Annotated in this window: 19 protein-coding genes; 7 read left to right on the top strand and 12 right to left on the bottom strand. The window is 56.5% G+C overall.

From position 1 onward, the window contains the following. Positions 1-95: 95 nt before the first annotated feature. Entirely contained in the window at positions 96-1,289 is a 1,194-nt protein-coding gene (gene chrA / locus E0L35_RS24190; protein WP_171051226.1) for a chromate efflux transporter, read from the bottom strand. 112 nt (positions 1,290-1,401) lie between these two features. Beyond that, complete coding sequence (gene ilvD, locus E0L35_RS24185; RefSeq protein ID WP_009287633.1) at positions 1,402-3,084, bottom strand: dihydroxy-acid dehydratase; 1,683 nt, start codon at positions 3,082-3,084, stop codon at positions 1,402-1,404. Positions 3,085-3,256: 172 nt separating this feature from the next. Here ilvD and E0L35_RS24180 point away from each other — a divergent pair, with 172 nt between their 5' ends. Continuing rightward, positions 3,257-3,553 (top strand): type II toxin-antitoxin system RelE/ParE family toxin, encoded by a 297-nt coding sequence (locus E0L35_RS24180; RefSeq protein ID WP_022522690.1) that lies wholly within the window; start codon positions 3,257-3,259, stop codon positions 3,551-3,553. Positions 3,554-3,557: 4 nt separating this feature from the next. Further along, complete coding sequence (locus tag E0L35_RS24175; protein ID WP_138801641.1) at positions 3,558-3,872, top strand: addiction module antidote protein; 315 nt, start codon at positions 3,558-3,560, stop codon at positions 3,870-3,872. Between the two features lie 93 nt (positions 3,873-3,965). Here the strand turns inward: E0L35_RS24175 and E0L35_RS24170 are convergent, their stop codons facing one another. Continuing rightward, on the bottom strand, positions 3,966-4,484 hold the full coding sequence (locus E0L35_RS24170; RefSeq protein WP_138801640.1) for an RES domain-containing protein: 519 nt from the start codon (positions 4,482-4,484) through the stop codon (positions 3,966-3,968). After that, positions 4,481-4,912: a DUF2384 domain-containing protein gene (locus tag E0L35_RS24165; protein WP_138801639.1), complete on the bottom strand. Its 432-nt coding sequence runs from the start codon at positions 4,910-4,912 to the stop codon at positions 4,481-4,483. The genes E0L35_RS24170 and E0L35_RS24165 overlap by 4 nt, the downstream gene beginning before the upstream one ends. Before the next feature lie 176 nt (positions 4,913-5,088). Between E0L35_RS24165 and recC the strand changes: the two genes are divergently transcribed. Next, on the top strand, positions 5,089-8,718 hold the full coding sequence (gene recC / locus E0L35_RS24160) for an exodeoxyribonuclease V subunit gamma (protein ID WP_138801638.1): 3,630 nt from the start codon (positions 5,089-5,091) through the stop codon (positions 8,716-8,718). A gap of 8 nt (positions 8,719-8,726) precedes the next feature. On the opposite strand, the gene E0L35_RS24155 is transcribed toward recC, so the two are convergent. Beyond that, positions 8,727-9,662, bottom strand: coding sequence for an Rpn family recombination-promoting nuclease/putative transposase (locus E0L35_RS24155; RefSeq protein ID WP_138801637.1), 936 nt, complete (start codon positions 9,660-9,662; stop codon positions 8,727-8,729). 32 nt (positions 9,663-9,694) lie between these two features. Further along, on the bottom strand, positions 9,695-10,876 hold the full coding sequence (gene pncB, locus E0L35_RS24150; RefSeq protein WP_138801636.1) for a nicotinate phosphoribosyltransferase: 1,182 nt from the start codon (positions 10,874-10,876) through the stop codon (positions 9,695-9,697). Between the two features lie 120 nt (positions 10,877-10,996). Here pncB and E0L35_RS24145 point away from each other — a divergent pair, with 120 nt between their 5' ends. The 4 genes from E0L35_RS24145 to recD all read left to right on the top strand — a co-directional run bounded on the left by E0L35_RS24145 (position 10,997) and on the right by recD (position 17,835). Beyond that, positions 10,997-11,290, top strand: coding sequence for a nucleotidyltransferase domain-containing protein (locus tag E0L35_RS24145; protein ID WP_138801635.1), 294 nt, complete (start codon positions 10,997-10,999; stop codon positions 11,288-11,290). Positions 11,291-11,394: 104 nt separating this feature from the next. Next, a complete protein-coding gene (locus E0L35_RS24140) occupies positions 11,395-11,703 on the top strand; it encodes a nucleotidyltransferase domain-containing protein (RefSeq protein WP_138801634.1) in 309 nt (102 codons plus the stop codon). Positions 11,704-11,758: 55 nt separating this feature from the next. Then, positions 11,759-15,517, top strand: coding sequence for an exodeoxyribonuclease V subunit beta (recB, locus tag E0L35_RS24135; protein ID WP_138801633.1), 3,759 nt, complete (start codon positions 11,759-11,761; stop codon positions 15,515-15,517). Between the two features lie 32 nt (positions 15,518-15,549). After that, positions 15,550-17,835: an exodeoxyribonuclease V subunit alpha gene (gene recD / locus E0L35_RS24130; protein ID WP_138801645.1), complete on the top strand. Its 2,286-nt coding sequence runs from the start codon at positions 15,550-15,552 to the stop codon at positions 17,833-17,835. A 155-nt stretch (positions 17,836-17,990) separates the two neighbouring features. Here recD and E0L35_RS24120 read toward each other — a convergent pair whose 3' ends face one another. The 6 genes from E0L35_RS24120 to E0L35_RS26495 all read right to left on the bottom strand — a co-directional run. Then, the gene (locus E0L35_RS24120; protein WP_138801631.1) at positions 17,991-18,320 is read right to left on the bottom strand and encodes a DUF2185 domain-containing protein; all 330 of its coding nucleotides are present in this window, start codon (positions 18,318-18,320) and stop codon (positions 17,991-17,993) included. Between the two features lie 125 nt (positions 18,321-18,445). Continuing rightward, positions 18,446-19,003, bottom strand: coding sequence for an HD domain-containing protein (locus tag E0L35_RS24115; protein ID WP_249362182.1), 558 nt, complete (start codon positions 19,001-19,003; stop codon positions 18,446-18,448). Positions 19,004-19,084: 81 nt separating this feature from the next. Next, complete coding sequence (locus E0L35_RS24110; RefSeq protein WP_138801630.1) at positions 19,085-19,735, bottom strand: hypothetical protein; 651 nt, start codon at positions 19,733-19,735, stop codon at positions 19,085-19,087. Positions 19,736-19,903: 168 nt separating this feature from the next. Next, a complete protein-coding gene (locus tag E0L35_RS24105) occupies positions 19,904-20,788 on the bottom strand; it encodes a hypothetical protein (RefSeq protein ID WP_138801629.1) in 885 nt (294 codons plus the stop codon). 93 nt (positions 20,789-20,881) lie between these two features. Continuing rightward, complete coding sequence (locus E0L35_RS24100; protein ID WP_138801628.1) at positions 20,882-21,985, bottom strand: DUF3800 domain-containing protein; 1,104 nt, start codon at positions 21,983-21,985, stop codon at positions 20,882-20,884. A gap of 732 nt (positions 21,986-22,717) precedes the next feature. Next, a partial coding sequence (locus E0L35_RS26495) for a transposase (protein WP_212751712.1) occupies positions 22,718-22,993 on the bottom strand: 276 nt, incomplete at its 5' end.

The following is a 22,993-nucleotide window of genomic DNA, read 5'->3' as shown; positions in this document are numbered from 1 at the left end:
CTCCACGCAGGCCGCCTCCCGGCGGTCTGCCAAGAAAGCTTTTTTTCACGCCTACCCCAATCCCGAGATTACTTCACTTCGTTCGTAATGACGGCTCATGGCGCAATCGCAATACCCCCAAACGCTACAACAACCACCACTACCCAAGCGGGCAGCTTCCATACGGTTAATAGCAAGAAACCGGTTAACGCCAGGGCAAACTCCTCTGCACCAATGATCGCACTCGTCCACACCGGCTGATAAAGCGCTGCGCCTAAAATGCCTACCACCGCCGCATTGGCACCGCGCATTAGCGCCTGGGCACTACCCCACTGACGAAATTGATTCCAAAACGGCAGCACGCCCACTAACAGCAAAAAGCCGGGGATAAAGATTGCCAGCAGCGCCAGCAAAGCACCGACTAAACCATTGATACCGGGCAACAGCGCGCCTAAGTAAGCCGCAAACGTAAACAGCGGCCCCGGTACCGCCTGGGCGGCACCGTAACCAGCCAAAAACTCATCCGACGTAAGCCAACCCGACTGCACCACTTCCGCTTCCAACAGCGGAAGCACTACGTGCCCGCCACCAAACACTAATGCGCCTGAACGGTAAAACGCATCGGCGATATCCAGCCAAACCGCCATCCCCGCCAATAACGGCAGCAGAATCAACAGCCCTGCGAATCCCCCCAGCGCCACCATGCCCGCCTTACGCGTCACCGGAAAATGCAGCGACTCACTTGCCGTAGCGGCAGCGCTATCGCGACACAGTGCTAGCCCGGCTAAGCCCCCCAGTACAATCGCCGACACCTGGCCCAGCGGGCCGCTGAACAGCACCACCGTCAATACCGCCGCAAGCGCGATTCCCGTGCGGGTTTTATCCGGGCAGAGGTTACGCGCCATGCCCCACACTGCGTGGGCGACAATCGCCACCGCCACCACTTTTAAGCCATGGATAATGCCACTGGCAATGGGGCCATCCAGCACCGCCGCGCCAAACGCAAACAGCACCAGGATAATCGCCGAGGGCAGCGTAAACGCCAGCCACGCCATGGCAGCCCCCCAAGGCCCCGCGCGCAGTAGGCCAAGCGCAAAGCCCACCTGACTGCTGGCGGGCCCCGGCAAGAACTGACACAGCGCCACTAGATCTGCGTAGGCGCTTTCAGTTAACCACTGGCGCCGCTCGACAAAGGCTGTGCGAAAATACCCCAGGTGCGCTACCGGGCCGCCAAAGGACGTTAAGCCGAGCGCTAAAAATACCCAAAACACCTCACCTATACGCCCGCGTGCCTGTGATTGCTCCACCATTTCGGCCACCTGTTATCCCAATAAAAAAGCGCAAGGCTCTTATAGTAAGCCTTGCGCTTTAATTCTTTATGACAGCGCGCTCATGAGGATACGCTCATAACGACAACACGGATTACTCCTGGTCGGTCACCGCGCCGGTGCTGGCCGAGCTAACCAAACGCGCATACTTAGCCAGCACACCGCGTGTATAGCGGGGTTCTGGCTGCTGCCAGGCGGCGCGACGGCGCATCAGCTCTTCATCGGAGAGATCAACGTCGATGGTATCCGCTTCAGCATCGATGGTGATGGTATCGCCATCTTTCACCAGCGCCAACGGGCCGCCGTCAAAAGCTTCTGGTGACACATGGCCGACCACAAAACCGTGGCTGCCACCGGAGAAGCGCCCATCGGTAATTAGCGCCACGTCGTTACCCAAACCACGGCCCATAATCGCCGAGGTCGGTGTGAGCATTTCGCGCATGCCGGGGCCACCTTTCGGCCCTTCATAGCGAATCACCACCACATCGCCGGCAACGACGGTGCCATCGTTAATACGCGCCTGGGCCTCTTCTTCCGAGCCAAATACCCGCGCTGAACCAGAGAAGCGAGTGCCCTCCTTGCCGGTAATCTTCGCTACCGCGCCTTCCGGTGCCAAGTTGCCGTAGAGCATGCGCAGATGGCTTTCCGTTTTAATCGGATTTCCCAGCGATGCAATAATCGGCGGTTCAGCAGGGTAAGGCTCAACCTCAGCAAGGTTCTCTTCCAACGTTTTGCCGGTGACGGTCAAGCAGTTGCCGTTGAGCAAGCCCGCATCCAACAGCATTCTCATCAGCGGCTGAATACCGCCAATCGCCACCAGCTCACTCATCATGTAGTGGCCGCTGGGGCGCAGGTCGGCAAGCACCGGTACGCGCTTACCTATTTCAGTGAAATCGGACAGTGACAGTTCAACGCCGATGGTGCGCGCCATGGCGATAAGGTGCAGCACCGCATTGGTAGAGCCACCCAAAGCAATGACGACAGTTATCGCGTTCTCGAACGCCTCGCGGGTCATAATATCGGAGGGTTTGATATCGTCCGCCAGCAGCGCCAGCACCGCCTCGCCCGCCGCTTTGCAGTCGTCACGCTTCTCTTGGGAGATGGCATTTTGCGCCGAGCTACCCGGCAGGCTCATGCCCAAGGCTTCAATCGCCGACGCCATGGTGTTGGCGGTGTACATGCCGCCACAGGAGCCAGGGCCAGGGATCGCCGTTTCTTCGATGTTCTTAAGCTCGATCAGGTCGATATCACCACGGGAGTGCGCGCCCATGGCCTCGAAGACCGAAACAATATCGGTATGCCCCTTGCCAGGCATAATGGTGCCGCCATAGACGAACACGCTGGGGCGATTCAAACGCGCCAGCCCCATCAGGCAACCGGGCATATTCTTATCACAGCCGCCAATGGCCACGAGGCCATCAAAGCCTTCACAACCGGCGACGGTTTCGATGGAGTCGGCGATCACCTCCCGCGACACCAGTGAATACTTCATCCCTTCGGTGCCGTTAGCAATACCATCGGAAATGGTGATGGTATTGAAAATAACACCTTTACCACCGCCTGCATCGGCACCGTCACGGGCAAACTCAGCCAGCTCGTTAATATGACTATTGCAGGGCGTCACCATGCTCCAGGTAGAGGCAATACCCACCTGAGGCTTCTTGAAATCGGCATCCGTAAAGCCCACGGCGCGCAGCATGGCGCGGCTAGCGGCTTTGCCTGGGCCATCGACCACTTGGGAAGAGTGGCGGCGGGAGTTTTGCGATGAATCAGACATTAGAAATCTCTCTTAGCGTTGTTCACGGTATCCTCATAGCTTGGCGATATATATCGCATCCCGCAAGATGATTAACTCCTGACACCATAGCGTTCCCCCCATCGTTTCTTTGCTTTTAATTAGGCGTCAACCAAAGTTGACACTCGCAGAACTGTCAACTATAGTTATCACCATGATCGAGTTGATTAAAACCGATGTCTTCGATAGATGGCTACGCGAGCTTCGCGATATCCGTGCCCGCGCCAAGGTTGAAGCCCGCATCCGACGTTTGAGTCTGGGCAACCCTGGAGATGTGAAGCCGGTCGGCAAAGGCGTTTCTGAACTGCGAATTCCTTATGGGCCAGGCTACCGCGTCTATTATATTACCAAAGGGCCAGTAATCGTGGTTCTGCTGTGCGGTGGTGATAAAGCCACCCAATCCCACGATATCGAACTAGCCAAAGCCATTGCCGCTCAATGGAAGGAGTAACACCATGACCGTTCCTAATGTCACTTTCAGTCACTACGATACTGCTGATTATCTTCAAACTGAGGAGGATATTGCGGCCTATCTTGATGCAGTGATGGAGGAAAATGATACAGCCCTTCTTGCCGCCGCACTTGGTGATATCGCTCGTGCTCGCAACATGAGCCAACTCGCCAAAGACGTTGGAATGAGCCGAGAAGGGCTTTACAAAGCCCTATCGGGGGAAGGAAACCCGGCTTTTGCGACCATTAGTAAAGTAGCCAACTCCTTGGGGTTGCGCCTATCTATTAAACCGCTATCGCGGCCAGAAGCGGGCAGCTAGGACGGCCTAGCGAGCATCGCGGAAAACGATTAACTTATGATACCTAGCTCTACAACATGACCTCTGTCTTAAAAGAAGATCAAAATAAAACAATTACTGCCAAGAGCGCGCGTCGTGCGGCAAATCACCTTTGGGATCATAAACCTCGAGCATATCGTTTTCTGTTAACGTTTCGGTATAGAGAACGAGGTTGGTGCCTGAGTCTCTTGCCAACGAAGGAAAAAGTATCCCCTTGGCCCCCTGCTCCAACGCCATATCGCCTAATAGCCAGCATGGCGGTTCAATACGCTGATTAAACCAATACTTACGCCAGTCACAGTTAAACTCTTGCCACAGGCTATCCCATTTCGAGTGATAGCCTGATCGAAAATCGACAACAGTAGTCACGCTGACCGTATAGCTAACAATCAGTCCAGGTGGCATTAATGCAGAAAGCTGCTTGTACTCCGCTAACGCCGTTTGCTCCTCTAGCGACAGGTATAATGCATCTACACCAACTCGGTTTAGCCTTCCTCCATGCTCTCTCGCTCCGGCCCCACTAGTAGGCGAAAATGCCCAGCGCGGAACATGTACACGGTACGCCTGAGTTTTCAGCTCCGGCAGCACTATCATCCCACTACACCTGCTTGTAGCGCCTGAACATAGCGCAACAAGTCTTCTGCGCGCCCTTCACTTACGAGTTGCTCGGGTGTTTTATAGTCAAATGCGCTAAGCGGCTCGTTGCGAAACCAAAACAGAGCGTCATGAAAGTCACCATTAATATCCGCCGCTGCACCGAGCACACGAAGTGCATCACGAAGATAACGTTGAAGTTTTTCTGCCCCCTGGGCACGTGAGATCGTCGTACGATGAACGTGGGCTTGACTAGCAAGCGTTTGAATATCGATGCTCAATGCACTGGCAAACAACTTCGGGTTAATCAATGGGTGACGCTCTTCTCGAGCAACGCCCTTCAAGTCAGCCAAAAACCGCTCGAACGAATCAGGCACAAGATACCCGGAAGGTTCATTAAGTGATTCTTTTACATTGCCCATTGCCATCGGCAACCTCCTGCTACGCTTATACAGCTAACATCCAACTTATATGCATCATATTTTCATCATAGCAACTATAAAACAAGACGCTAGGGTTTCAAGCTTAAGAACTAAACTTATGGCACCATACACTTAGCCGCTCCGCCCCTGCCGTGAAGGAACCATCCATTAAGGAATCGTGCATGTCTGCAAACTCTCTGCTCTCGCAAACGCCGTTAACGCCGGGCTTTATGGTGGTACATGCCAATCGCCTGGAAGATTTGCGCGGTTTGGCGGTGGAGTGGATGCGCCGACATCCGCTCTCGCCGCTGGAGAACGAGACCATTCTGGTGCAGAGCAACGGCATCGGGCAGTGGCTAAAGCTAGCGCTAGCAGAAGACCCGGCCCAAGGCGGTGCGGGCATAGCCGCGGCATTGAACGTCACCCTGCCCGCGCGCTTTCTATGGCAGGCCTACCGAACGGTGCTAACGCAGCTAACCAATGACGACCACGCAGTGCCCGAAACCTCGCCGTTTGATAAATCGCGGTTGATATGGCGCTTATTGCGCCTGCTGCCCAGCCTTGCCGAGCAGGAAGCTTTTGCGCCGCTGGCACGCTTTTTAGAAGTGGATCGCGACCAGCGCAAGCACTACCAACTGGCCGAGCGGCTGGCGGATCTGTTCGACCAGTACCAGGTGTATCGCGCCGACTGGCTGGACGCCTGGGCCAAGGGCAATGACGTGCTGATCACCGCCCGTGGGGAGGCCCGCCCGCTGGAAGCGCACCAGCTGTGGCAGCCAGAGCTGTGGCGAGCACTGCGCGACGATGTAGCTAATAACCTAGGCCAAGCGGGCCTTAACAGCAGCCGCGCCCAGGTGCACAGCCGCTTTCTGGAAGCCGCCGTTCAGCTTGAAGGCCAAGCGTGCCCACCCGGCCTGCCCCGACGATTGATTATTTTCGGCATCTCATCGCTGCCGCAACAGACGTTAGAAGCCCTGGCGGCGCTGTCGCGCTGCTGCCAGATCGTGCTCTGCGTGCACAACCCCTGCCAGTACTACTGGGCGGATATCATCGAGCACAAAGACCTGCTCCGCGCCAGCCGCTACCGCCAGCGGCGCAAGGCCGGCATGCCCGACGCCCTGGATGTGCTGGGCACCGGCGATGCCGACGACGCCCTGCACCTGCACGCCCAACCGCTGCTGGCCGCCTGGGGTAAACAGGGGCGCGACTACCTGCGCCTACTCGACGAACACGACGACGCGGGCAACTACCAAACCCTATTTGAGCAGCAGGCGCTGCGCATTGATATGTTCGAACCCTTTAGCGGCGAAGAGCGCAACTGCCTGCTCAGCCAGCTACAGGACGATATCCGCGAGCTACGCCCAGTGGCGGAAACCCAAACCCACTGGCCCGCGCTAGACCCGACCAGCGACGACTCCATCGTGTTCCATATCGCCCACGGCCCTCAGCGGGAAGTGGAGATCCTTCACGATCAACTACTGGCGGCCTTCAGCGCCGACCCGGATTTGCGCCCGCGGGATATCATCGTCATGGTGCCGGATATTGACCGCTACGCGCCGCATATTGAAGCCGTGTTCGGCCAGTACCGCTCCGCTTTCGGTAGCTATAACGAGAACGCTAGACCCGACGACCCGCGCTACATCCCTTACACCCTTTCGGATCAGGCCAGCCGCCACCGCCTGCCGATGATGATTGCGCTGGAAAAACTGCTGCGCCTTCCAGAACTACGCCTTTCGGTAAGCGACCTGTTAGACCTGCTGGAAGTCCCCGCGCTGCGCACCCGCTTTGGCATTGACGAACACGACCTGTCCACCCTTAGCCGCTGGATCGAGGGTGCAGGCATCCGCTGGGGGCTCAATGCCGAGCAGCGCACCCGGCTGGATCTACCCGAAGGGCTAACCCAGAACACCTGGGCGTTTGGCCTTCGCCGACTACTGCTAGGGTATACGGTGGGAAGTGCCGAGGCGTGGCAAGGCATCGAGCCATTCGATGATATTGGCGGGCTGGAAGCTTCCCTGGCAGGCCCGCTGGCAAATCTGTTGGAAAAGCTGGAAAACACCTGGGAAACCTTCTGCCAGCCCACCGACGCCGCCAGCTGGGTGGCCCGGCTGCGCGAACTGCTGGAAACCTACTTCTTGACCGACGACGCTCAAGAAAGCGTGATGCTCACCAAGCTGGAAACCGCGCTACAGCAGCTGTTGGACAGCACCGAAGAGGCCGAGCTTTTTGACCCGCTGCCGCTCTCCATGGTGCGTGAACACTGGCTAGGGCAGATCGACGAACATAGCCTCTCCCAGCGCTTTCTCGCGGGGGCAGTCAACTTCGCTACCCTGATGCCGATGCGTGCGATCCCCTTCAAGCATGTGTGCCTGCTGGGTATGAACGACGGCGAGTACCCGCGCTCCCAGCCGCCGCTGGACTTTGACTTAATGGGCAGCGACTACCGCCCCGGCGACCGCTCACGGCGGGAAGACGACCGCTACCTGTTTCTGGAAGCGCTGCTCTCCGCCCGCCAGCAGCTTTATATTAGCTGGGTCGGCCGCAGCCAGATCGACAACAACCCCATGCCGCCCTCGGTGTTGGTCGGCCAGCTGCGCGACCACCTGGAAGCGGGCTGGCACACGCAGAATGGAGAGCCGCTGCTGGAAAGTCTAACCACCGAGCACCCGCTGCAGCCGTTTAGCCGCCGCTATTTCTCTGCCCAGGCCAGCGACTCCCCCGCTCAAGCACGGCTGTTCACATACGCTCACGAGTGGCACGCCCTGCACGCACCGCGAAGCGAAAGCCAATCAGGCGAGAGACCAGCGACGCTTAAACCAGACAGCGAACAACAAGGCACGTTAACCCTGAACCAGCTAGGCAGCTTTCTACGCGAACCCGCCAAGGCGTTTTTCAACACCCGTCTGGGGGTCTACTTCGAGCAAGAAGAGCTTACCCAACTGGATGTAGAGCCCTTCACTTTGGACGGGCTACAGAACTGGCAACTACAGGATCAGTTAATCGCCGCCCAGCGCCACGCCGTGGATAACGGCCAGCCGCGACTGGAAGCACTGCACACAGCACTGGAACGCTTCAAGGGCCAGGGTGTGCTAGCTGTGGGTGCCTTTGGCGAGAGGATGCGCGAAGCGCTGGCAGAACCAATGGACGCCCTGTTTGGCGCCTACGAAGAAGCGTTGCAAGAGTGGCCCCAAGTAGTGGCGGTGCCCCAGGCGGTGCATGTTGTTGAAAGCGCTGAGGGGCAGGTAACGCTGGAAGATTGGCTGGGAGAGCTGCGCCAGGATGAAGCGGGCAACCGCTGCCGCTTGCTACTGCTCAGCAGTAGTTTAATCAGCCAGGGGCGTGGCCGCGGTCAATATCGCTGGCAGCACCTGCTACGCCCTTGGGTCGCCCACTTGGCGGGCAATATTGAGCGCCCGATGACTACCCAGCTACTTTCCAAAGCAGGCCATGTACGCCTGGAGCCTTTAGATGCCGAGAATGCCCGCTACCAGCTACAAAACCTGCTAAGTGCCTGGTGCGATGGCATGCAGGCCCCGCTACCGCTAGCTCCGCAAGCCGCTTTCGCCTGGCTGGCCAAACAAGGCTCGCCTGAATTGGAAGCCGATAGCGCAAGGGAGAGCGACGCCTACGCCGCCGCCGAAACCGCCTACGAAGGCGGCCGCTTTCAAACCGGCGAAGTCGCCCAAAGCGCCTACCTCTCCCACCAATGGCCGAGCTTTGAAAAGCTATTCAACGAGCGTGCCCTTAGCCACAGCTTCGCCACGCTGACCGATGCGCTCTATGCGCCACTGCACCGATCAGTGAAAAATTAGGGCCTACCTTATTCAGCGTGGTTTTGAAGGCGCTTAACATCATCAATAGGCAACCCCGTCACCTTGGCTACAAACTGGGGATCAGCCCCCTCTTGCAGGAGGTTCCGAGCGGTTTCGATTTTACCCTCGATTTTGCCTTTGGCTTCACCTCGCGCTTCACCTCGGGCTTCCAACTGGGTGGCAATGGTCATAAAGGTATCTCCTATAGGCTGGGGCAAGCGATGGCTCTCTTCAATCAACTGATCAAGGTCAATCACGTTGCCTGTTCCTACCACATAGTTTAGCAAGGTAGCGATGAAATCCAACTGCTGGCGACTGTGCTCGTCAAAGCTCGCGCAGTCACGCAGCCATTCCATCAGGTAAGGATCGATGTGCGGTTCGCGAATGTGCTTTAGTACCCGAGCAACCAAGCCTATCCACTGCTGTTGTTTTAGCGCTTTGTCATCAAGCTGATTTACATCCACTAATGGTATTGGCCCCTGGAACAGCGTCTCCATTAGCCCCAGCGGATCTTCAAAGCAGTCAGCAAGATCCATGGAGTAGGGGTAGGGTGTTTGACGCCCGTGGTAGAACACCAGTGCATGAACCGGTGCCAGGGGTTCCTTGGGGCGCTGCTTCAACTGCTTGGTCAGCATCCCAAACAGATAATGCCCGATACGCACGGGCATGTGCGGGTCGGGGCTTGACTGATGTTCGACCAATACAGCTAGATACGCCGGTTGCCCCGCTAATTGACAACGGTACACCAGGTCGGAGACGGTTTCTCGCAGGGCTGAATCGAGGTGGCTATCATGCTCCAGCTTAAGACTGCCTAAATCCAGGGCGGCGCTAATTTTCTTGGGTAAATAATGTTGCATGAACCCCTGCGCGACGGCGTGGTTTTCCATCGCGCTACGAAAGAACCGATCATGAGGATTATGGGGTGGTTTGGAGGTATCAGCCACAAGCGGTTTCCATGTTTCGAACAGATTAGAGGCTAAGCATTCTTCCCATTCAGCGACAAGATGCGCTTCGCCAGCGAGATCATCTCCGGGTCGCCGGTGTTCTTTTCCGCCACGTCGGAAAGCTTGATCACCGGCAGCCAGCCCTGCCCTTCCGGGCGCGCCTCGACCATCTTGATCACCATGTTCATCGGCTCAACACCGACATCATTAGTGAAGTTGGTGCCAATACCAAACGCCATGCCGATGCGACCTTTGCAGAAGGTATGTATCCGCTCGACCTTCTCCGGTGTTAGCGCGTCGGAGAAGATAATCGTCTTACTTAGCGGGTTGATGCCCAAGCGCTCGTAGTGGTCGATGGTCTGGGAGGCAAACTCGATAGGGTCGCCGCTGTCGTGGCGAACGCCATCGAACAGCTTGGCGAACTTCTTATCGAAGCTGTCGTAAAACGCCTTAGAGGTAAAGGTATCCGTTAAGGCGATCCCCAGATCACCGCGATACACATCTACCCAATGCTCCAGCGCCAGGCTATTGGCCATTTTGAAACCGAAGCGGGCACCGTGGAACATAAACCACTCGTGAGCGTGGGTGCCGATCGGCTTAACACCGTGGCGCATGGCCATCAACACATTGCTGGTGCCGCTGAAGGCCTCGCCTCCGTGGTGGCTAAGCGCACCGACCACCCGGTCGTGAACGTCAGAAGAGAAGCGCCGCCGGGTGCCGAACTCAGCGATTTTCAGGCCTAAACGGCGGTAGAGTTCAATCTTCTCCTGCGCGCGCTGCTCAATCTTCGCATCAGCGTCAGACGTGATCGTCACACCACGCAACCGATACCACAGCTCGCTGATTAACGCCATCAGCGGCACTTCCCAGAGAATGGTGCGATACCAGGGCCCTTCAATGATCACCGAAAGGTCGCTCCCCTGCTGCTCTACAATCACCTCGCTAGGGTTGTAATGAAACCCGGCAAGGAAATCGAGATACGTAGGGTCGAGATAAGGGCACGTTATTTCGAGATAGCGCTTCTCCTCATCGCTCAAACGCAGCGATGCCATCTTATCGACTTCGTGGCGAAGTTCAGCGCCGAAGCCGTCAGGAAAAGCATGCTCGCCACGATTGATAAAGGCGTAGCGCGCATGGGCATAAGGAAAGCGTTTGATCACGGCGTTCTGCATCGTGATCTTATAGAAGTCATTATCCAGCAGCGATGTCAGCATGAGATCCCATCGTTAGAGTGAACCGAAGCCGCCGGTAGCGTAAACTAAAATGCACCTAAAGTGGCTCGGCGATAAGATTATCAGGTGGCGGGGCTGTCATACAGTTAAGGAGCTGACTTCATGCGTATTACCCAAACACATCGCGCAATCATTCTTTCTGGCGTGAGCGAGTTTATTGGTGATTCGGTGGAAACTCATGTGTTTGGTTCAAGGCTAGATGATTCAAAGCGCGGCGGCGGCGTTGATCTACTGTTGATCTCCCAGACAGCGATACCGCCACAGCCTTGCGCTGAACTCAAGCAAATACTCGAAGAATACCTCAAACTGCCGGTGGAAATTGTCACCTATGTATCGACTGATGAGCCAAGCCCCACCCAAGCGAGAGTCTTAGCCGAAGCGCGCCCGATTGACTAGGAAGCGTAAACTGAATATTCCAAGAGTGACTTAGCGTTAGGTTATTAGGTGGCGGGGCTGTCATATAGTCAGTGCTAGACTTTAACAAGCAAGGAGCTGTCTTCATGCGTCTTACTCAAGCACAGCGCACCGCCATTCTTTCAGGCGTGCACGAATTCATGGGCACAGATGTCAACGTTCATGTGTTTGGCTCGCGTCTTGATGATGCAAAGCGAGGCGGCGATGTGGATCTACTGTTGATCTCCCAGACAACGATTCCGCTGCTTGCTTGTGCCGAACTCAAAATGGCACTCGAACAACACCTCCAACTGCCTGTAGATATCGTGACCTATGTCTCGACGGCTGAACCCACACCCTTCCAAGCAATAGCCTTGGCACAGTCCCGTCCGATTGAGAATGAGGAAGCGGAATGAGTCAGTTGTTCATCTCTAGGCAAGATTTTTCCACTGAAATTAACAGTATCTTCTTATGAGCCAGCCCGCCCCCCTCAATCCATTGAGCCTCCCCCTTCACGGCAGCCGACTGATAGAGGCAAGCGCAGGCACCGGCAAAACCTTCACCATCGCCCTGCTTTACGTGCGGTTGGTACTCGGCGGCCACAGCGTTGACGATGACACCGCGTTTATCCGCCCGCTCACGCCGCCGGAAATCCTGGTCGTTACCTTCACCAACGCCGCCACCCAAGAGCTACGCGAACGCATCCGCAACCGGCTGGTAGAAGCAGCAGAAGTATTTCGAGCTGAGGATGTAGAAGAAGGGGCAGATCCGTTGCTCCTCCAACTCCGCGACCAATACGACCCTGCCACCTGGCCCGCCTGCTCCCGGCGCCTGGCGCTGGCTGCCGAATGGATGGACGAAGCCGCGGTATCCACCATCCACAGCTGGTGCTACCGCATGCTGCGCGAACACGCTTTCGATAGCGGCAGCCTGTTCTCGCTCAACCTGGAAAACGACCAGCGCGAACTGGAGCAGGAAGTGGTGCGCGACTACTGGCGCAGTTTCTACTACCCGCTGGACAGCGACGCCCTCGGCATTGTCACCCGCTACTGGAAATCACCGGACGACCTGCACGCCCCGCTGCAACGGCTACTGCCCGAAAGCGAAGCGTTAGGCGACGAAAAGCCCGATCCCAGCGAGACCCTGGCCACCACCCAGGTCGAACGCACTGCCCAGCTCAGCGAGCTCAAAGCCCCCTGGGCCGCCTGGCTGGATGAACTAGTGCCCGCCCTGGAAGAGGCCGCCACGCGCAAAGCCTTCAAGGGCCAAAGCTTCAACGCCAAAAGCCGCGCCAACTGGCTAGGCGCACTACGCGAGTGGTGTGAAACGGATGCCGACCGCCCCGCGCTCACCGACGCCGCCTGGAAACGCATGACACCCGACGGCATGGCCGACATCTGGAAAGAGGGCGCACCGCCCTGCCCGCAAGCCTGGAAAGCGCTGGCACAGCTACCGCAAGCGCTGGATGCCCTGCCCGAGCCGCGCAACGACCTGCTGATTCACGCCGTGCAGTGGTGCCGCGCCCGGCTGGAGCGCGAACAGGAACGCCGCGCCGAGATGGGCCCCAACGGCCTGCTCACCCATCTGGATCGCGCCCTGAAAGGCCCCAACAAAGAAGCCCTGGCCGCGCAGATCCAGCGCCAGTTCCCCGTGGCGCTGATCGACGAGTTCCAGGATACCGACCCGATCCAGTACCGCATCTTCAACGCCGTCTATGACGTCGCAACGCCCCGCCGCGACAGCGCCATCCTGCTGATTGGCGACCCCAAGCAGGCGATCTACGCCTTTCGCGGCGCGGACATTTTCACCTACCTGCAGGCACGCCAAGACACCGATGGCCGCCACGTCACACTGGGCACCAACTTCCGTTCCAGCCGCGCCATGGTGGCGGCGGTCAACCACTGCTTCAGCTACGCCGACCAGCATGATGCCGGTGCCTTTCTGTTTCGCGCCGATGGCGGCGACAACCCGCTGCCGTTTAATCCCGTCGATGCCAAAGGCACATCCAATACGCTGGTACTCAACGGCAAGCCGCTACCCGCGATGACCTTGTGGCCACTGGAAAGCGAAGAGCCACTCTCCAAAACCGCCTACCAAACGGAGATGGCCGAGCGCTGTGCCTCGCACATGGCCGCACTTTTGGAAGCTGGCCGTAAACAGCAAGCGGGCTTTGCGAAAGCGGCTGATGGCGACGACGATAACGGACTCACTCCGCTGGCCCCCTCGGACATGGCGGTGCTGGTCAACGGCCTGCAGGAAGCGCGGGCGATTCGACTGGCGCTGGCCAGCCGGGGCATCAAGAGCGTCTACCTTTCCGATCACGACAAGGTGTTCAGTTCCCCCATTGCCCCACAGCTAGCCATTTGGCTGCGCGCCTGCGCCGAGCCCCAGGCCAACTCCCGCCAGCAAGAAGCCAAGCTGCGCGCCGCCCTGGCAACATCAGTACTAGGGCTAAGCCTTGAAGAACTCGACCACCTCAACCAGAGCGAGCTGGCCTGGGAGCAACGGGTCGAGCAGTTCAGCGACTACCACCGCCTGTGGCAGCGCCAGGGCGTGCTGCCGCTGGTGCGCCGATTGATGGTCGATTTTGATATCGCCGCACGGCTGTTGGGCGAGTTTGCCGAGGGTGAGCGTTTGCTAACCGACCTGCTCCACCTGGGTGAAATGCTCCAGCACGCCAGCCAGGAGCTGGATGGCGAACACGCGCTTATTCGCTTTCTGGCGGAAGCCATTGCCGACCCGGATAGCCATGGCGACAGCCACAAGCTGCGCCTGGAAAGCGACGCCGATTTGGTCAAGGTCGTGACCATTCACAAATCCAAGGGGCTGGAGTACCCGCTGGTGTTCCTGCCGTTTATAGCCAACCACCGCCCGGTCAGCAATACCGACCTGCCGCTGCGCTGGCACGACAGCGACGGCACGCTGCAACTCAGCCTAAGCGCCGATGAAGCCCTGCTGGCCACCGCTGACCGCGAACGCCTAGGCGAAGACCTGCGCAAGCTTTACGTGGCGCTCACCCGTGCCCGCCACGCCACCTGGCTGGGGTTGGCACCGCTAAAAGGCGGCGAGAACAGCGCCATAGGCCACTTGATCAACGGCGGCAAGGCCATCGCCCCCGGCGCGTTTACCCACGCGCTAGGCGAGCTGGTGGAAGGCAGCGATATTGCGCTAAGTGACGCCCCGGAACCCACCGCGCTGCGCTTCACCCCGGCGCCGGAGCAGCAGGCACTGGGCCACGCCCGCACCCCGCTGCGCCCCGCTCGTGAACAGTGGTGGATCGCCAGCTACTCGGCGCTGCGTACTTCTGGGGCCGTCTCTGGATCTAGCACTACCCCGCTGACAACGCCCGCGCCGGAACCCACCACCCCCCAGGAAGCCACCACCCTGGAAGTGCTGGACGAGCCCCACGACAACGCCATCAACACCGAAGCGTTTCACCTGCACCGGTTTCCACGTGGCCCAGGCCCCGGCACCTTCCTGCATGGATTGCTGGAGTGGGCGGGCCAACTGGGCTTCAACAAAGCGCTAGAAGACCCCGCCGCCCGGGAAGATATGCTGCGGCGGCGCGTGCAACTGCGCGGCTGGCAGGCATGGCACGACACCCTGACGGGCTGGCTGGAAGAACTGCTCGCCACGCCGCTTCCCCTGCCTCACTCTCTATCACTGGCGCCGTCACAGCCCAGCGAAGGCAGCCAGGTGGCGCTATGTGAACTCGAAAGCTATCAAGTGGAATTGGAGTTCTGGTTTGCCGCGCACCAGGTACAAACGCGCAAGCTGGATGAGCTGGTCAGTGATCACTTACTGCCAGGGGTATCACGCCCCGTATTGGATGCCGACACCCTCAACGGCATGCTCAAGGGCTTTATCGACCTCGCCTTTGAGCATGACGGGCGCTTCTACGTGCTCGACTGGAAATCCAACTACCTGGGCAGCGACGACAGCGCCTATACCGCCGACGCCCTGCGCGATGCCATGCTTGAAAAACGCTACGACCTGCAAGCGGCGCTGTATATGCTCGCCCTCCACCGGCTGCTGAAAGCGCGCCTGCCCAACTACGACCCGCACCAACACCTGGGCGGCTCGATGACGGTGTTTCTGCGTGGCAGCCGCACCACCGCCCGCGGCGTACACGCCGTGCCAGCGCCAGTCGCGCTGATCGAAGCGCTGGATGCACTGTTTGCAGGCACAGCGGCAGACAACGCAGTAACAAACCAGGAAGCGGTAGTATGAGTAAGCGTGATTTAGCCTCCAAGAAAGGCGCCATGAATCTTGACCTGTTCGCCGATGACGCGCCGCCCGCTGCACCTGATTCAACCGCATCGGTAACACCACCGACAGAATCAGCCGCCGGTGCTACCCAGCCGCACCCCGCGCTAAGCGATACCGCCGCGCTATTCTTATTGTGTGAGCGCTGGGTTTCCCGTGGCTGGCTGCGGGATCTGGATCTGGCCCTGGTGCGCTTTCTCGACCGCGAAACCCACAACGCCCCGCCGCTGCTGTTGCTGGGCGCAGCGCTGGCCAGCCACCAGCTGGGCCGTGGGCACGTGTGCCTGGATATAGCCGCTACGCTGGAAGCCCCAGATTTTGCGCTTTCGCTGCCGCCGGAAGGCGACGACCTTAACGACCCGCCGCCGCTGCCCAGCCATGTGCTGGCCACCCTAACGCTGCCCGAATGGCAAGCCGCGCTCGACCACCCCACGCTGATCAGCGACGGCCCCGGTAATACGCCACTGGTGCGTAGCGATAGCGAGTACACAACACGCCTCTACCTGCGCCGCTACTGGCAGTTCGAGCAAACCCTACACCAGGAGATCGCCGCTCGGCTTAGCGCGGATAGCCCGGTGCATAGCTCAGAGCCATCGCCGCTACTTAAAAGAGCTCTGGATACACTATTCCCGGCAACTGACACCCTGGATTGGCAAAAAAACGCCTGTGCCCTCGCCGCTCGCAGCCCTTTCGCGATCATCACCGGCGGCCCCGGCACCGGCAAAACCACCACGGTGGTGCGCCTGTTGGCCCTGCTGCAAACCCTTCAACTTGCTCAGCCCAACGCCCACCCGTTGCGCATTCGCCTAGCCGCCCCCACCGGTAAAGCCGCCGCACGGCTAAATGAATCCATCGCCGGGCAAGTCGCAAAGCTCCCCATAAATGATTTAGCCACTTTGTGGGAGGCCGATTTATCGGGCGATGATTCAAGCACCGCCCAACTACAAGCAGCCATCCCCACAGAAGTCACCACCCTTCACCGCCTACTAGGCGCAAGAGCCGACACCCGCCACTTCCGCCACAACGCCGCCAACCCGCTATCGCTAGATGTGCTGGTGGTGGATGAAGCCTCGATGGTGGATATCGAAATGATGACGGCGCTGCTCAGCGCCCTACCCGCCAGCGCCAAGCTGGTGCTGCTGGGGGATAAAGACCAGTTGGCATCCGTAGAAGCAGGCGCCGTGCTGGGCGACCTGTGCCGCCGCGCCGACGCCGCCCACTACACCCCCGCCACGACGCAGTGGCTAGCCAAACTCACCGACCACCCGCTGCCAGAGGCATTAATCGACCCTAACGGCCAGCCGCTGGATCAAGCCATTACCATGCTGCGGGTTAGCCACCGCTTTACTGAAACAAGCGGCATCGGCCAGCTCGCCCAGGCGATTAATCAGCCGCTAAGTGAGGCATTGCGGGAACGGGATAAACACCAAGCCGTGCATGGCGTACTGAATAACGGCTACGCCGACCTGCACCACCTGGTGTTAAAGCCAGACGCACAAAATGAAGACAGCGCCCTGGAGCGCCTGGTAATCACCGGCAGCCCGCAACGCTTTCCCAACGCAGGCGAAGGCCGCACCACCTTCAAAGGCGAACCGATTGCACCGCCCACCGGCTACCAGTACTACCTGAATACCCTATCGAGTGAACGGCCTGATACGACACTGGCGTTTGAAGAGAACGGCGACGCTTACGATGCCTGGGCGAAGCAAGTACTCAACGCCTACAGTCGCTTTCAGCTATTGTGCGCACTGCGCAAAGGCCCCTGGGGAGTAGAAGGCTTAAACCTCCGCATCGCCAAAACATTGCGCCGCGAAAAGCTGCTGTTCGGCAACGACCACACACTTGAAAAAGGCTGGTTCGAAGGCCGCCCGGTGTTGGTCACCCAAAACGACTACGGCCTGAAACTGATGAACGGCGATATTGGCATCACAATGTCGGTGCCTGACCCCCGCTCTTCATCAGGAGCGCCAGGAAGATCACTCTTAAGAGTCGCCTTTCCTACCAGCGACCCGGACAACCCGATTCACTGGGTGCTACCTTCCCGCCTTCACGCGGTAGAAACCGTGTTCGCGATGACGGTACACAAATCCCAAGGCTCGGAGTTTCAGCATACCGCCCTGCTGCTACCGCAAACACCCAACCCAATTCTCACCCGCGAGCTGGTTTACACCGGTATCACCCGCGCCCGCGATTGGCTGACAGTGATCGAAGCCAAACGCGGGATATTGAATGATGCGGTGGCTAGGGAGGTTATGAGGGTTAGTGGGATGGGAAGGTTGTAATCAAAGTCGACATTACCGTTGGTGATGTCGGTTTTCGGCAAAGAGCGGTCTTTGAGGTAGTGCTGATATAACGCCCCGCTAAACGGCGAGCGTTAGCGAGTCCGGTGGAGGCCACGCTTTTTGTGGCCGGAACGAATTTGAGCGGCTTGTTATGTTTAATCATCGATTTCAACAAGCTTACCCTCAGCATTTCTCTCGAATGCCGAACCATATGGAGCATCAAGAAATTCGACTATGTCAGGACTGTAATTAGCAATTGTGTTTACATCATATATTTCGTGATTGCTTGTATCATCCATGTACTTCTGCGACTCCTGACCCCACATAAAACACCAGCCACTATCCATATCGTTTCGCGGCTCATCACGATACATGTAGCCCACTTTTTTTCCATGGACGGTAATCATATCCGTTGCTATACATCCTCCGTACCCTTTGGCAACATCCTTGATTTCATCAGCTCTCAACTTGAAATTTTTGGACATGACTCAGAATTCTCCAAAAAAAATAACGCCGCTCAGCACGCGTGGCTACGAAATGAAGGCGAAGCCGCAATGTAGTAGGCGTCGCCGTGACTGGCCTGGTTAGGAGTTCTTTAGCCAACCTTGGTTCACGGCGTACTCAACCTTTGAAATAACCAGTCGTATATTTCTGGATTTTCCTGCTCTATGAACCCATGCATTTTCAGCACTTGGCTCTTCCGTATGCCATGGTCTCTCCAGGCACGGCCCTCGCTCGTTACATTGTGCAGAAAGGGTAATAGACGGTCGATGACTTTCAGAAGCCTTGCTTCCTTAGTTTCCCCAGTCTCTTGCTCTTCCCAGAGCTCCGGAAGATCTCCAATTGGGTTACCGGGATGAGAAGCCAGTTTCTCGATATACTTACGCTCTTCAATGTGGGCATCATTGCGGTTTGCGCTATAGAGAAATGTATCTCCTGCACCAATCTCACCAAGATCATGCACCACTGCCAGTTTGAGTAATTTTAAGAGGTCAAAGTCTTGCTGTGACTGCTCCGCAAAAGCCCAGCAAGCCATCGCCAGGTGCCACGAATGTTCTGCTGAGTTCTCAACTCGCTCTCCACCGTTGATGTAGGTTTTGCGGTTTACCGATTTTAATGCATCAAACTGAAGTAAAAATTCCGATATCTGAGTGACTTTTTTGGTCACGTACCCCTCCTAACGCCCTGAATAAGCCGCCAATTTGGAGCGGCAGCGTAGAATTGGTCAGCTTGATTCAATTGTTAGATTTCATTTGCGTGGTGCTACCGCAACAAAAAGAAAACTCAAACCGGCCTCAACGGTTTGCCACGTAAACGTATAGTCGTTGCGCAGTGTTATTGGCGGCCCATAGGGCTTTTCGGTGCGATAGAGGAGTTCTGTGCCCGCGAGGTAACTCTTACCGTGCCGGAAATCAAAACTTCCCGTATCCGGCGAATACTTTTCTTGATTGATGTAATGCGGATGGTCTGTTGCAACCAATAGGTAACCGGCATCCGCGAAGTCACCATAGCGTTCTAAATTCTGCAAGTCCTTATACACATCATATCGATTGTTTGGTTCACGATGGTTGGCTCGCTTGAAATATTTGAGCTCGATTGCGCAGGCGTGGCTTTCCCCGTTTTCTATATCCTCAAGTGAAAACCAGATGTCGATCTTCGCCTTTTCCGTACCGCTTTTGGCGAACTTCCCGCCCGTGAGCTTTACGCTCTTTTCCAACTCGATATTGAAGCGCTCGCCCGGCGATTCTTCGTATAACTCTCCGAGAGTTTTGAGAATCGATGCGAGTTGAAGCTGCAGAGAGGCCTCGTTGTCGACCTGGATTCGCTGGCCCGTGACCTTGCCACAAAGTCGATCATACGCCACCTCGACGATTTGCTTTATCCGTTCCTCATGGGTCACAAAGTAGCCTTCCTGAAAATCAAACGCCCGCCATAAACGGCGCGAGGAACGAGCGTCCGGCGACCGCAAGGAGCAATATTAATGGCTTGGTTAGCCTTTTACTAACATGCCGTTAGTGATTATTCTGCGAGAGCTCGGGGCCATTTAGCCATGAATGCCCCTATCGCCTCAATTTGCGCACTGCTCTCCATAGCGTCGACCCTGCCGGTGTTCTATGAGCAAACTCCGGATGTCACCATGTCCCAATTCCCGAGCGAGGGACTCAGCCGCTATGTCCTGCAAATTGTCAACTTGCACCAGATAATCCGCACCCTGGCCGATTAGCAATAGCACCATTTCCTTTTCTCCGGATTGCACCGCGAACAGCAATGGAGTGAAGTCCGCGCTGTTCCTTCTTTCTTCTATATCCAGGGGGCCAACAGTGTTGTTATTAACATAACACCAGGTATCTTTTCGACCGGAAAGAGCAATAGCCGCGCCCGCAGTACGTGCGTGTCGAGGGCCATGGGGGGTCGAAACTCGATAGTTAAGACTGAAGTCCGTACGTTGTCCCAAAACATGAAGCATCAGCAGCACAGCCTGACGATACCCATCCGCTTGCTCGCCTATCCCGTCAACTTCATTACCCTTGCTTAGTAAGTAGATGAAGTCGTTTGTATCACGACGACCGTGCTCACGCCATTTATAACGTTGGTCGAGGATAATATGCTCAATAGTATTGAGACACGCTGTCTGATAGGTTGGATCACCCTCCTTGATCGCTCTCACCAGACGAGTGGTTGCCAATTGCACGGGAGTTAACGTTGCCGGGTAAGAATTGATATCAAAATCTCGGTCGCGCGCGAGCAGGGTCTTTACCTGCGGCGCGGAACACGCTGTGGCGAACATCCCCAGCTTCAAAATCGAGGAGTAAGAGTTTTCCGCGTTCGACTTAGCACCCTGAACATCATCGGCCTTGATTCTTTCTTCAATGCTCGAGCATCCGGTAAGCGAAACTAGAAGAGCCAACACCGCAGACAGCCCTATCGTGGAGTATTTTCTATCTCTTTTCATGAGGTTATATCCTTGAAGAGCTAACGCCTGCGTAATGGGCCGGTTTGGAGCGCCAGCGGAAAACCGATCCCGTTGACGCATTGGTTATAGCTGTCAGATTTTGAAAAGGGTTGTGACATCAACTCCATCTACCTCTCCTTCACCAAGCTGAAGATCTAGCGCGTGAATTACCCTGTCAGCCATCTCATCTTTGTGGTTTTTCTCACCAGTGTGGTTTAGCTTTCGATTAATCGCGCCTGCGATGAGATCGGCAAGCTGAACCATAGGGCTTTTTCGAGAAGAAACTGATTCCAGCGTGTCCAGCGCCATCTCCCCACCAAACCTGTCTTCAAAATGAGAATTAACCCTGCGTTTCACCTCAGCGAGTGTAATTGCGTCTAAAGACTGCTCCTCGTCCAAAGTGACGTTAATAGTCTGAGGCGGGCTAACGCGATGATGTTCGACCTCGTGCTCTACGCCATTGACGAGCATGTGCTCGTGGAGTTTTTCTACCACATCTTCAATTTTTCGCTTTGTGCGACTGCGTTCTACGGCAATGGCCTTAAAGCTTAAGAATTCACGATTTGCCTGGATTATATTCAGGTATTCGGCAAGCGTGTCACTGTCTCTTCTGCCAAACTTTGTGAAGTGGACTTCTCTGTTGGCCCACAGAGATGAGCTTTGCCAGTCCGAGATACTTTTGCTTATTGTATAGACCGCTCGTCCGGTAAGAACCCAGACTGAGGCCACAACGACATAGTTTTGATTCTTACCGGTTTCGTCGGAAAAGACAGTGATAACCTTCCTAGGACTGGCGTCTTTCAGGACCTCATCCTGCATTTCCTCTTCACGCTTTTTGCGAAATTTTTTCACAGGGGAGTCAGAAGTGAATAGCCCATATTCATTTTGTATTTTTGCTCTTGCCCGCACTATGTAGTGCAACCTTTCCAGTTTAAAAAGGTCCTTGGGGAGAATACCTGATTCGTTATAAACATCAGGTTGAAAGATTTCCCAGTATTTTATTGATAGGGTAATGTCGCTATTGCGGGCCTGCGGGTACAGATTCAGGATGTAAGCGACTTTGGTCTTTAGCGAGGAGAAGTCGCCCCCGGCCAACGATGCCAAAAGCTCTTTCTTTTCTTTTTCTAGCTTCGCCAGCTTTGCTTCTCGCTCAGCCTGTTCCTCCTCGCTAAGCAGATCGTTCTCTTCTTCGCTCATGCCTACATCCCTATTTGACTACGATGGCCTATAACGCCAGCAATAAACGGCGCCCTGACAAGGGCGTCCGGTGGAGGCCGAAAGCCGGAATGAATTTGATTGCCTTGTTAAATGGCTGACAACTGCTTACGAAAACCAATTCTTATGCATGATGGCCAGAAACTTCTTTGAAATATCATAGCCAGATGCATCACCAATAACGGAATCAATACCACAGTGTGGACACAGTGCCGTACTCCCCTGCTCATTATCATCTTCGTCACACCATTCGGAAATCTTTCTGGGTGGAAATATCTCTTCGCAGTAAAAGCACCCGCACTCAGAGCTCGCCTCAATCTCTTCACGATGATTCGCAGAATGTGAATGAGCGCCTTTTGTGTTCGTTTTCTCAAACTTCATAGTCTTAACTCATTCGACCCTTTAACAGTGAAGCATTTTTTCGCCGTGCGGAGCATGGCGGATAAATGCCTGTTGGACTAAGGCGCGTCCATCAGGCGGCTATTTACTAGGGGATTGTATTGACTGGCATGCGGCCTGAGGCACCAAGCCGTCCATTGGCATGTCTGTGGTAACGCGCTCTAATGGTGAGATTCGCCATCATTTCAGTGCCCCCGAACCTTAATTAACCCAATGTAGCGCGCCTGATGGCTAAAATCCATCATAGAGACGAGCGTAGCCGTGACCCGCTAGCGAGCCGGTTAGCCAAGTCGGTTGTCGTCGTATGGCGTTACATCATGTTCGATAGCGTTGTTCCTTGTCGTTAGGCGTTTGATCGTAGGTGAGGCGCCGGGGAGTGAGCGTCCCGATCATTCGTAATGTAGGTTGCTGGCAGTGTGGACAGGTATAGGCCAGTTCCGCATCGCTGGCAGCCATATCGGCATCCGGTGCTTGCTCAACCACCGCTAGTGCTCGACGAACCTGCATCAGACGTTGCCGACGGCAGCGATTGGCCAGAAAACCGTAGTGACGCACCCGCATCAGTCCTTTGGGCAGGACGTGAAGCAGGAA

Origin of the sequence: Halomonas sp. ATBC28, assembly GCF_005937175.1 — a bacterium.
Taxonomy (GTDB): Bacteria; Pseudomonadota; Gammaproteobacteria; order Pseudomonadales; family Halomonadaceae; genus Vreelandella; species Vreelandella titanicae.
The sequence above is the reverse complement of the archived record's forward strand: the minus strand, read 5'-3'. Positions and strand labels throughout refer to the sequence as shown.